Origin of the sequence: Shewanella sp. SM71 (assembly GCF_025653905.1) — a bacterium.
GTDB classification, from domain to species: domain Bacteria; phylum Pseudomonadota; class Gammaproteobacteria; order Enterobacterales; family Shewanellaceae; genus Shewanella; species Shewanella oncorhynchi.
Window position 1 is genome coordinate 106,494 of the sequence record NZ_JAKKRW010000012.1, and the last position, 12,108, is coordinate 118,601.

Below are 12,108 nucleotides of genomic sequence, written 5' to 3' on the forward strand. Positions count from 1 at the left end.
ATTTAATGACCCCTTACCAACCACACTGGCGGTTTGCGGTGGTATTTTGCTCATCTAACCATGTTTTAAGTGGGGCGAAGTAATCGAGCACCGCTTTTGCGTCCATCGTTTCTTTGCCGGTGACTTCTTTCAATGCTTCTGGCCAAGGTTTACTTAAGCCTAACTCGAGCATCTTATTGAGTTTCTCTCCCGCGGCTTGATTGCCATAAATACTGCATCTGTGTACCGGACCTTTATCGCCTGCAGTTTCACACAGCGCTTGATGGAATTGGAATTGCAAAATATGCGCTAGGAAGTAACGGGTGTAGGGTACATTGCCTGGTACATGGTATTTAGCACCCGGATCAAAATCTGCTTCACTACGTTCAGTCGGTGCTTTTACGCCTTGGTATTTTTCCCTCAGATCCCACCAAGCTTGGTTATATTGGGCAGGCGTGATTTCGCCGCTAAACACTTTCCAGCGCCACTGATCTATCATCAGGCCAAAGGGCAAGAAAGCAATTTTGTCTAAGGCTTGTTTTAGTAAGAGGCCGATATCCTTAGATGCATCAGGCACTTCTTCTAATAAGCCGATCTGCTTTAAATAGCTTGGCGTAATAGATAGGGCAATCGTGTCACCAATGGCTTCATGGAAACCGTCGTTAGCGCTGTTTTTAAACAGGAATGGTTGTTGCTTATAAGCGCGTTGATAGAAGTTATGCCCAAGTTCGTGGTGGATAACGCTAAAATCTTCGGCAGTTTTTTGGATACACATTTTAATGCGGATATCGTCGAGATTATCGAGATCCCACGCCGAAGCGTGACAAACCACATCACGGTCCTTTGGCTGAACGAATAAAGAACGTGCCCAAAAACTTTCTGGCAATGGTGCGAACCCTAATGATGTGAAGAAGCCTTCGGCTTGTTTCACCATTTTATGCTCGTCATAGCCTTTCTTTGCGAGTAACTCAGTGACATCGTAACCCGGATCGGCATTGTCAGGGGCGACGAGATCATACACATTACCCCATTGCTGGGCCCACATGTTGCCAAGTAAGTGTGCCGGGATGGGTCCAGTGGTCGGTGCGACGCTATCGCCGTACTCTTTATTCAATTCTCCCCGTACGTAGCAGTGCAAGGACTCATAAAGTGGCTTAACTTGGCCCCAAAGACGGTCGAGTTCCTGTGAAAAGTCATCGGGCTTCATATCATATTGACTGCGCCATAGTTCAGACAGGTTGGCATAACCGAGATCCTTTGCGCCTTCATTGGCCAGTTCAACTTCGCGTTGAAACAAGGGGCGCATGGGTTTAGCTATTTCACGCCAGCCTTTCCACGCTTCCAGTAATTTTACGGGATCACGTGATTCGGCCATTAAGCTCGATAGCTCAGGCTGAGTCATACACTTGCCGTCGGCAAAACAGTATTTTCCTTTGCCGTACAAGCCATTTAATTCTGAACTAATTTGCGCCAGCTCGGTATTTTTCGCAGGATCGAGCGGCGCGGGTAACACTAACGCACTGCGCAGGATATTGAGCTTGCGGGCATTAATGGGATCGAGTTCCACATTGGCGTACTTAGCCGCCTCTGTTGCAAATTTTACCGACGCTGCACTGACCTTTTCGCCGACTGCGGCAGAAAGGGCCGCGGTATCATCAGTAATAAAGTTGCTGTAAATCCACTCGGCGCGATTAGATTCAATCGATAATTCGGCCATCTTGGCTTCAGCATCATTAATAAAAGCAATGGCTTGTGCTTTATCTGGGGCGGTATTGATGACAGCTGCTTCTGCAGTAGCTGTCTTGTCTGTTTTACTTTGTGGATCATTACAGGCCGTTAATCCCAGCGAGAGTGCCACTGTGAGCGCGATTTTACTGCGACGATTCAATGAAATAACCATGTCTAGTTGTCCTTGTTGTTTTTGTGTTACACAGTTTACCTAAACCACAGGGTTATTGCACAAGGGTTAATTGACTTGTTTTTAACACTTATTCGGACATGTATGACATACCACTTGTATCACAGACTAGAAAGCGGTGAATTTGTCCAATTTTAGTTTGACATCCGTGGTGCCAATGTTTAATTTAAACGAGTGTTTTAAATTAATTCAAGGTCACGGAATGGCAAGTCGATCCGATACAAAAACTAGAATACTTGATGCCGCAGAAAAACTGTTCGCCGAACGGGGCTTTTCTGAGACTTCCTTGCGACTCATTACCAGCAAAGCTGAGGTGAATTTAGCATCGGTCAATTATCACTTTGGTTCTAAAAAAGAGCTGATCCGTGCAGTGTTAGCCCGCTATTTAGACGTATTTATGCCTGCTGCTTCAAGCCAAATTCACCGTTTAAATGCCGCTCCAGCACAAGCTAAACTCGAAGAGATCCTGTCTTCTTTGGTCGATCCTTTATTGGATTTAAACGCGCTACGTACCGAAGGTACCACGATCTTCCTGCAGCTTTTAGGCCGTGGCTATATCGAAAGCCAAGGGCATTTACGTTGGTTTATTACTACCCATTACGGCCAGCATCTCGATGCTTTTGTTAAAGCCGTGTCGGCCAGTGCACCACATATTCCACCCGCTGAAATGTTTTGGCGCTTACACTTTACCTTAGGCACTATCGTGTTCACTATGGCGTCCGCTGATGCCCTAAATGACATTGCTGCTGCTGAGTTTGGTGAGCATAACGACATCGAAGCCGTGATCCGTAAAGTGATCCCCTACATGGCGGCTGGCGTATCAGTCCCCGTTTCTTCTTAATTAAAAGGTCTTGATAATGTTGACGATTATAATTCTTGCCCTGATAGCCATTGTCGTGTTGTTTGCGGTGAAAAATATCCGGATGCAGTTTATTACCCGCCCAGTTTTTAGTTTTTTCAAGAAGGTCTTGCCGCCACTTTCAGATACCGAGCGTGAAGCGATGGAAGCGGGTGATGTCTGGTGGGAAGGGGAGTTATTTCGCGGAAATCCTAACTGGAATACCTTGCATAGCTATGGCAAACCCACGCTAACTGCAGAAGAAAAAGACTTTATTGATAATCAAGTAATGACAGCACTGACGATGATCGATGATTTCGACATAGTGCATAACCGCAAGGATTTACCGCCAGAGCTGTGGGAATACTTTAAGAAAGAAGGTTTCTTCGCACTGATTATTCCGAAGAAATTTGGTGGTAAAGCTTTCTCTGCCTATGCAAACTCGACCATTGTCAGCAAATTAGCCAGCCGTAGCGTAAGCGCCGCCGTGACCGTAATGGTGCCTAACTCTTTAGGCCCTGGTGAGTTGCTAACCCATTATGGTACGAATGAGCAGAAAGAACGTTGGTTACCTGCTTTAGCTAAAGGCGATGAAATTCCTTGTTTTGCATTAACTGGTCCAGAAGCGGGCAGTGATGCCGGCGCTATCCCCGATGTAGGTATTGTGTGTCGTGATACTTTCAACGGCGAAGAAATGCTTGGGCTTAAACTTACCTGGGATAAGCGTTATATCACGCTGGCGCCTGTAGCAACAGTTCTGGGTTTAGCGTTCCAAATGCGCGATCCTGAAGGTCTGCTTGGCGATAAGAAAAACTTAGGCATTACCTGTGCGTTGATCCCAACGGATCATCCTGGTGTGGTGATTGGTCGTCGTCATAATCCGCTGGGAATGGCGTTTATGAACGGTACTACTCAAGGTAAAGAAGTGTTTATTCCGCTCGATTGGATTATCGGTGGCCCTGAGTTTGCCGGTAAAGGCTGGCGTATGCTGGTTGAGTGTTTGTCAGCGGGCCGCGGTATTTCATTGCCAGCATTGGCAACGGCTTCTGGTCACATGGCGACGAAGACGACAACGGCTTACAGCTATGTGCGTCACCAGTTTGGTATGGCAATTGGCCAGTTTGAAGGGGTGCAAGAAGCGCTGGCACGTGTTATTGCCAACACTTATCAGTTAGAAGCTGCGCGTCGTTTAACAACCACGGGTATCGATCTAAAAGTCAAACCTTCGGTCGTGACCGCGATAGCTAAGTACCACATGACTGAATTAGGCCGTTCAGTGATGAACGATGCCATGGATATTCAATCGGGTAAGGGCATTCAATTAGGACCTAAAAACTATTTAGGCCACCCTTATATGTCGAATCCAATTTCGATCACTGTGGAAGGCGCGAACATTCTAACCCGCTCCTTGATGATTTTTGGTCAAGGTGCGACTCGCTGCCATCCTTACGTACTTGCCGAAATGGAAGCCGCAGCGATGGAAAACCAACATGAAGCCTTAGAGCGTTTTGATGCGTTATTAATGGGTCACATGGGTTATGCCACGCGTAATGCTTTCAGTGCTTTGTTTAGCGCGTTAAGCGGTAGCCGTTTTGGCAGTGCGCCAGTGAGCGGTGAAACTAAGCAGTACTATAAAGATATGTCGCGTATTTCGTCTGCATTAGCCTTAATGACAGATTTATCAATGCTGATCATGGGCGGCGATTTAAAACGCAAAGAAATGCTCTCAGCACGTATGGGTGATGTGCTCAGCCAGTTATATTTAGGCTCAGCAACCTTGAAGTTGTTTGAAGATAATGGCCGTCAACAGGACGATTTGCCTGCGGTACGTTATGTAATGGCTAATCGTTTGCACTTGGCGGCTAAAGCGTTGGAAGACACGATTCGTAACTTCCCGAGCCGTCCTGTGGCATGGTTACTGCGTGGCTTAATTTTTCCACTGGGTAATCACTTCACTGCACCGAGCGACAAAATGGCGACCGATTTAGTTAGCGGCATGTTGAAGCCTGGCCCTGCTCGTGAACGTATTACTTTCTTATGCCCTGAATTTGAAGGGGATAAGGGCGGTATTGCTGAAGTTGAGCAAGCATTTATCGCGCAATATGCCTGTAAAGATATCTATAAAAAACTGAAGAAAGCGCAGCGTGCCGGTGATTTGCCTGCAAAAGTGCCGAATATAGTTTTGTTTGCAAAAGCACTCGAGACTGGCGTTATTACTGCCGACGAAGATCAAAAGTTACAGCATGCTGATAAGCTGCGCTTAGCGGCAATTAATGTGAATGATTTCGAAGCGTTATAGTGATTGTTAGTGTTTGATGTTAGCGTTTAATGTTAGTGCAGTTTGGTCTAAGCGGTGTTAAGTTCGATGGCTACGCCGCTTGGGCCGCTTGGATTTAGCTCTGCAATGAGAGACCAATAAATTTTCACCAACAGAAATCTGCACTTACAGATAACAGTCAATATAAAAAACCACCTTCATGAGGTGGTTTTTTATTGGCTTTTTTCTAACGAGCTTGAGTTGTTAGAAGAAGCTTAAGCAACTTAAGCTACGATCAACACTTTACAGGTGTTAGTGCCGCCGATGGTTTCCATTGCATCGCCTTTGGTCATCAGCACCATATCACCGCTATTCAAATAACCAGCCGCAGTTAATGCTTCTAACGCTTTTTGCGCTAGCTCATCGGCTGGGTGGATCGTTGAATCGAAGTAGATTGGCAACACGCCGCGGTACAACGCCATTTTGGCTAAGGTTGTTGCGTGACGTGATAAACCCAAGATTGGCAGTGAAGAACTGATACGAGACATCAACTGTGGTGTTGCACCTGATTCAGTCAGAGCGATAATCGCCTTAACGCCTTCTAGGTGGTTTGCTGCATACATAGTTGATAGTGCAATGGTCTCTTCAACTGAAGTGAAACGCACATCTAATCTATGCTTAGACACAATCACACTTGGGTGAGATTCAGCGCCAACACACACGTTTGCCATTGCCTTAACGGTTTCTTCTGGGAAGTCACCGGCAGCAGTTTCAGCAGATAACATCACAGCATCGGTACCATCAAGTACAGCGTTCGCCACGTCCATCACTTCGGCGCGGGTTGGCATTGGGCTTGAAATCATCGATTCCATCATCTGAGTGGCAGTGATGACGACTTTATTCAGTTGGCGTGAACGGGCGATTAACTTCTTCTGCACGGCAACGAGTGCAGCATCACCAATTTCAACACCTAAGTCACCACGGGCAACCATAACAACGTCAGACGCTAAGATAACATCATCCATAGCGGCATCGGTCGCAACCGCTTCAGCACGTTCAACTTTAGCAACGATCAACGCATTACAACCTGCTTGACGGGCAAGATCGCGTGCATAGTCCAAGTCAGCACCACTGCGCGGGAAAGACACGGCTAAATAATCCACTTGGATCATTGCTGCAGTCAAAATGTCAGCTTTGTCTTTTTCGGTTAGCGCAGCAGCAGAAAGTCCGCCGCCTTGCTTGTTAATACCTTTGTTGTTAGATAAAGGGCCCGCCACAGTCACTGTGGTATGCACTTTACGGCCTTCAACACGCTCAACGCGTAATTGAACACGGCCATCATCTAACATCAGGATATCACCAACAGTCACATCGTCTGGCAATTGCTTGTAATCGATACCCACTTGGGTCTCGTCGCCTTCACCTTTGGCTAACTCGGCATCAAGTACATAGGCTTGACCTAATACGAGTTGTACTTTCTTATTGTCTTTGAAAGTAGAAACGCGGATTTTAGGGCCTTGTAAGTCACCAAGAATGGCCACATGAACGCCTAACTCTTTAGCGATTTCGCGCGCTTGAGTTGCTCGTTTTAGATGATCTTCAGGGGAACCGTGGGAGAAATTAAGACGTACAACGTTTGCACCTGCCGCGATGATGCGGCGTAGATTATCATCACGATCGGTAGCGGGACCTAGAGTGGTGACGATTTTGGTTCTGCGGAACATAAGGATACTCCGTTAAAGTTAAAAAAATCTTGGGACTATATTACCATGCAATTCCAAATTTTGTAGTAAAGTTACAATCAAATTGATCTAAAGTTATGTATGAAAATTGTGAGGTATCGCTGATATTTGCACGATAAATGGCTAGGTTAAGGATCAACACTAGCCATTTTTAGAAAAGGAAGTGAGTTACAGTATCGGATCTTTATTGATGCGAGACTCTTTTAACACTTCTTTCACTCGTTTCAAATTATCGCGGAAACGTGGGCCTCTACGTAAGGTAAAACCCGTTGCCAATACATCTATAGTGACTAATTGGGCTAAACGCGAGGCCATAGGTAAATACATGTCTGTATCTTCTGGCACTTCCATTGTCACGGGCAGTGTACATTCCATTGACAAAGGCGAGTTGCGGGCGGTAATACCAATCACAGCTGCACCATTTTCTCTCGCTAAACGCGCTATTTCAATCAATGACTTAGTGCGGCCAGTGTGGGAAATCAATACCACCACATCGCCCTCATTACTGTTAATACAGCTCATGCGTTGCATTAGAACATCGTCAAAACAGATGACAGGGACATTAAAGCGGAAGAATTTATTTTGCGCGTCATGGGCAACTGAAGCGGATGCGCCTAGGCCAAAAAAGGAAATAGTCTTAGCTTGAGTGAGAATATCAACGGCTTTATTAATGGCTGAAATGTCTAGGCTTTGACGTGCGGTATCGAGCGAAGCCATTGAAGATTCAAATATTTTTGTCGTATAAGACTCAGTCGAATCATCTTCTTCAACGTGGCGGCTCACATAAGGTGTACCGTTCGCAAGACTTTGCGCTAGATGTAACTTAAAATCAGGGAAACCTTTAGTATCTAAGCGGCGGCAGAAACGATTCACAGTAGGTTCACTGACATCTGCCATCTTAGCCAGTGTGGCGATGCTAGAATGTATAGCTGTTTGTGGTGATGCTAAGATCACCTCTGCAACTTTGCGTTCTGATTTACTAAAATGGGTGAGGCTTTTTTGAACCTTTTCTAGGGTATTCATACGCGTATGTCCGCTAAATTGAGAATGTAATTTTATTTATTTTTATTTCGTGGGAGCAGATCAAGACTGGCAGCCCACTAATAGACTCTATGTAGTAACTTTTCAGTACAATTTTGAAATAAGACTTTACTACCTTCAGTAATTTAAGCACAAAAAGCATATCAGATTTATGCAGCAAGTGACTAGTTAGCAAGAATGTTAATATTTATAAAAATAGATGCATTTAACAAATTCTGTTGTTATATTACAACAAAAGTGTGGATTTCTTCATCGACATGAAGGGACACGACATACAAAGGAGATCGTAACGCAATGGGCAAAACAACATCAGGCGCCAAAGCTTGTGACTTCGTACTCTTTGGTACTAAAGGCGATTTGGCACGACGCAAGTTGTTACCTTCTTTATACCAGCTAGATAAAGCTGAACTTCTCGATAAAGATACGAAAGTGATCGGTGTCGCGAAAGACGAGTTTACTCAAGATGAGTTTATCGAATTAGTCACGCTTGCATTAAACACCTTCGTGAAAGAGCCTTTGTGCGAAGAGACTCTCCAACGTTTTCTGTCCCGCTGCCACTATATAGGCACTAACTTTACCGATTCAGCGGGCTACAGTGCCTTCCATGATCTGCTCAAACCAGAAGAGCGCGTTATGGTCAGTTACTTTGCTACGCCACCTGCAATATTCGGCGACATTTGCCGTTGTTTGCATGAACAAGATCTTATCCACCCAGATTCACGCGTGGTGCTCGAAAAGCCCATCGGCTCAGATTTAGACTCTTCTCGCGTTATCAATGACCAAGTTTCCGCTTACTTCAAAGAACGTCAGGTTTACCGTATCGACCATTACTTAGGTAAAGAAACCGTACAGAACTTGATTGCACTGCGTTTTGCTAACTCTTTATTTGCCTCTAAGTGGGACAACCGTACGATTGACCACGTCCAGATCACAGTCGCAGAAGAAGTGGGCATCGAAGGCCGTTGGGGTTACTTCGACAAAGCGGGTCAAATGCGTGACATGATCCAGAACCATTTGCTGCAAGTGTTAACGCTCGTTGCTATGGATCCACCCGTTAACTTAGACGCTGACAGCATCCGTGATGAAAAAGTCAAAGTGCTCAAATCACTGCGTCCGATTAATTCTGACAATGTGTATGAAAATACCGTACGCGGTCAGTACAGTGCGGGCTTCTTAAAGGGCAGCCCAGTCCCGGGTTATTTAGAAGAAGAAGGCGCCAACCTTCAATCACACACAGAAACCTTCGTGGCTATTCGTGTGGATATCGACAACTGGCGTTGGGCGGGCGTGCCTTTCTATTTACGTAGCGGTAAACGTATGCCGTTTAAGAGCTCTGAAATTGTGGTGTATTTCAAAAACCCACCGCATAACTTGTATCGCTCAAGCTACCGTAATCTGCCACCCAACAAGCTGACTATTCGTCTGCAACCCCATGAAGGGGTTGAAATCCAGATGATGAACAAAGTGCCAGGTTTGGAGCAAAAACAACGTCTACAAACCACTAAACTCGATTTGAGCTTCTCCGATACCTTCAAAAATGAACGTATCGCCGATGCCTACGAGCGTCTGTTACTCGAAGCTATGCTCGGTAATCAAGCGCTGTTCGTGCGCCGCGACGAAGTCGAGCAGGCATGGACTTGGGTGGATGGTATTATCCAATCGTGGGAACAAAGCAACGAAAAACCAAAACCTTATCCTGCGGGTACTTGGGGTCCAGTTGCGTCAGTTGCTTTGATCACCAAAGATGGCCGTTCGTGGGACGAGTAGGAGACTTTGATGATTAAAGAAACCGTATTCAAATCTTTCGATACGCCAAGTGCGTTAGAACAACAGCTTGCGAATAGAATTGCGAGCCAGTTGCAGGAAGCCGTCGATGCCCGCGGAAAAGCGAGCTTAGTGGTTTCCGGTGGTTCGACGCCGCTTAAGTTATTTCAACTATTGAGCATGAAATCCATCGATTGGAGTGATGTTTATATCACGCTTGCCGATGAGCGCTGGGTTGAAGCCGACGCCGATGCTTCTAATGAGCGTCTCGTGCGTGAACATTTATTACAAAACCGTGCGGCGAATGCCAAATTCCGCGGTTTAAAAAACATGTTTTCGACCGCAGAAGCGGGCGCCGATATGGCCGCAGAGTCCTTGTCTAACTTCCCACGTCCTTTTGATGTGGTGGTGTTAGGTATGGGTAACGATGGTCATACCTGCTCTTGGTTTCCCTGCAGTGCTGAGCTTGAAAATGCGCTCACAACCCAAGCCCTGTGTGTGGCGACGAACCCCACCACAGCGCCCCATGGCAGAATTACGCTCTCTAAGAGTGCGATTTTGAACAGCAGACAAATTTATCTGCACTTGGTCGGGGAACAGAAATTATCCGTATATCGTCAAGCGTTAGAAAGTGATGATGTCCATGCTATGCCTATCAGAGCCGTATTAGCGCAGCGTAAAACGCCCGTTGATGTGTTCTGGAGCGCTTAAGGAGTCACTATGCACTCAGTAGAAATACACTCAGTAGTTCAAGCTGTTACCGACAGAATTATTGCCCGTAGCAAAGCGTCACGTGAAGGTTATCTCGCCGCATTGAATGATGCCCGTAACCATGGTGTACACCGTAGCTCATTGAGCTGTGGCAACTTAGCCCATGGTTTTGCCGCCTGTAATCCAGACGACAAAAATGCATTGCGTCAATTGAATAAGGCGAACATCGGCATAGTGACGGCATTTAACGATATGTTATCTGCGCACCAACCCTATGAAAGCTATCCTGAATTGCTTAAAAAAGCCTGTCAGGAAGTCGGCAGTGTTGCACAAGTGGCAGGCGGTGTTCCGGCCATGTGTGATGGTGTGACTCAAGGTCAACCCGGTATGGAATTGAGCTTACTGAGTCGTGAAGTGATTGCGATGGCAACGGCTGTGGGTTTGTCTCACAACATGTTCGATGGCGCTTTACTGCTCGGTATTTGCGATAAAATTGTTCCAGGCTTACTCATAGGCGCCTTAAGTTTTGGTCACTTGCCTATGTTATTCGTGCCTGCTGGGCCGATGAAATCAGGTATCCCGAACAAAGAAAAAGCCCGTATTCGTCAGCAATTTGCCCAAGGTAAAGTGGATCGCGCGCAACTGTTAGAAGCTGAAGCCCAGTCTTACCACAGTGCAGGAACCTGTACTTTCTACGGCACGGCAAACTCGAATCAGTTGATGCTTGAAGTGATGGGCCTGCAGTTACCTGGCTCGTCATTTGTGAATCCTGATGATCCACTGCGCGAAGCGTTAAATAAGATGGCAGCTAAGCAAGTGTGTCGTTTAACCGAAATGGGCACCCAATATACCCCAATCGGTGAAGTGGTCAGCGAAAAATCTGTGGTTAACGGCATTGTGGCACTTTTGGCTACTGGCGGTTCTACTAACTTGACGATGCACATTGTCGCCGCGGCTCGTGCTGCCGGTATTATTGTGAACTGGGATGATTTTTCTGAATTATCCGATGCTGTACCATTAGTGGCGCGCGTGTATCCAAACGGTCATGCCGATATTAATCATTTCCATGCAGCCGGTGGCATGGCGTACTTAATCAAAGAATTGCTCGATGCGGGGCTATTGCATGAAGATGTGGATACCGTTGCGGGTTTTGGTTTACGCCGTTATACCCAAGAGCCAAGGCTGCTCGACGGTGAACTGCGCTGGGTCGATGGTCCAACGACTAGCTTAGATACTGAAGTGTTAACGTCAGTCGCATCACCTTTCCAAGGCAACGGTGGCTTAAAATTACTCAAAGGTAACTTAGGCCGCGCTGTGATCAAAGTGTCAGCAGTACAAGAACAACATCGTGTCGTTGAAGCGCCCGCAGTGGTGATTGACGATCAAAACAAACTCGATGCCTTGTTCCAAGCCGGTGCTTTGGATAGAGATTGTGTTGTGGTGGTTAAAGGTCAAGGCCCGAAAGCTAACGGTATGCCAGAACTGCACAAGTTAACCCCATTATTGGGAACGCTTCAGGACAAAGGCTTTAAAGTCGCGCTGCTGACCGACGGTCGCATGTCTGGTGCGTCGGGTAAAGTCCCTGCGGCCATTCATTTAACGCCAGAAGCCTTAGATGGCGGTTTAATTGCCAAAGTCCAAGATGGCGACTTGATCCGTGTCGATGCGTTAACAGGCGAACTGAGCCTGCTTGTCTCTGAAGCTGAACTTGCCACCAGAGCCGCGGGAATTGTGGATTTACATCGCTCACGTTATGGCATGGGCCGCGAGTTATTTAGTGCGCTACGTTCAAATCTAAGTAGTCCAGAAACTGGTGCGCGTTGTACTAATGCCATCGATGAACTTTATTAATACAAAG

The 12,108-nt window shown here is 46.4% G+C and carries 8 protein-coding genes; 5 read left to right on the forward strand and 3 right to left on the reverse strand.

Annotated elements, in window-relative coordinates:
- Window positions 1-13: 13 nt before the first annotated feature.
- A complete protein-coding gene (locus tag L5L97_RS13345) occupies window positions 14-1,879 on the reverse strand; it encodes a M2 family metallopeptidase (protein ID WP_263182331.1) in 1,866 nt (621 codons plus the stop codon).
- A gap of 220 nt (window positions 1,880-2,099) precedes the next feature.
- Between L5L97_RS13345 and L5L97_RS13350 the strand changes: the two genes are divergently transcribed.
- Both L5L97_RS13350 and L5L97_RS13355 read left to right on the forward strand, forming a co-directional pair.
- On the forward strand, window positions 2,100-2,738 hold the full coding sequence (locus L5L97_RS13350; protein WP_263161120.1) for a TetR/AcrR family transcriptional regulator: 639 nt from the start codon (window positions 2,100-2,102) through the stop codon (window positions 2,736-2,738).
- 16 nt (window positions 2,739-2,754) lie between these two features.
- Window positions 2,755-5,034, forward strand: coding sequence for an acyl-CoA dehydrogenase (locus L5L97_RS13355; protein ID WP_263182332.1), 2,280 nt, complete (start codon window positions 2,755-2,757; stop codon window positions 5,032-5,034).
- Between the two features lie 242 nt (window positions 5,035-5,276).
- On the opposite strand, the gene pyk is transcribed toward L5L97_RS13355, so the two are convergent.
- The gene (gene pyk, locus L5L97_RS13360) at window positions 5,277-6,716 is read right to left on the reverse strand and encodes a pyruvate kinase (RefSeq protein WP_105252459.1); all 1,440 of its coding nucleotides are present in this window, start codon (window positions 6,714-6,716) and stop codon (window positions 5,277-5,279) included.
- 186 nt (window positions 6,717-6,902) lie between these two features.
- Window positions 6,903-7,757, reverse strand: coding sequence for a MurR/RpiR family transcriptional regulator (locus L5L97_RS13365; protein ID WP_006081563.1), 855 nt, complete (start codon window positions 7,755-7,757; stop codon window positions 6,903-6,905).
- A gap of 312 nt (window positions 7,758-8,069) precedes the next feature.
- Between L5L97_RS13365 and zwf the strand changes: the two genes are divergently transcribed.
- The 3 genes from zwf to edd are packed head-to-tail and all read left to right on the forward strand — an operon-like array spanning window position 8,070 to window position 12,101.
- A complete protein-coding gene (zwf, locus tag L5L97_RS13370; protein WP_028759998.1) occupies window positions 8,070-9,542 on the forward strand; it encodes a glucose-6-phosphate dehydrogenase in 1,473 nt (490 codons plus the stop codon).
- A 9-nt stretch (window positions 9,543-9,551) separates the two neighbouring features.
- Window positions 9,552-10,250 (forward strand): 6-phosphogluconolactonase, encoded by a 699-nt coding sequence (pgl, locus tag L5L97_RS13375; RefSeq protein ID WP_105252460.1) that lies wholly within the window; start codon window positions 9,552-9,554, stop codon window positions 10,248-10,250.
- A 24-nt stretch (window positions 10,251-10,274) separates the two neighbouring features.
- Window positions 10,275-12,101: a phosphogluconate dehydratase gene (gene edd, locus L5L97_RS13380; protein ID WP_263182370.1), complete on the forward strand. Its 1,827-nt coding sequence runs from the start codon at window positions 10,275-10,277 to the stop codon at window positions 12,099-12,101.
- The last annotated feature ends 7 nt before the right edge of the window (window positions 12,102-12,108 follow it).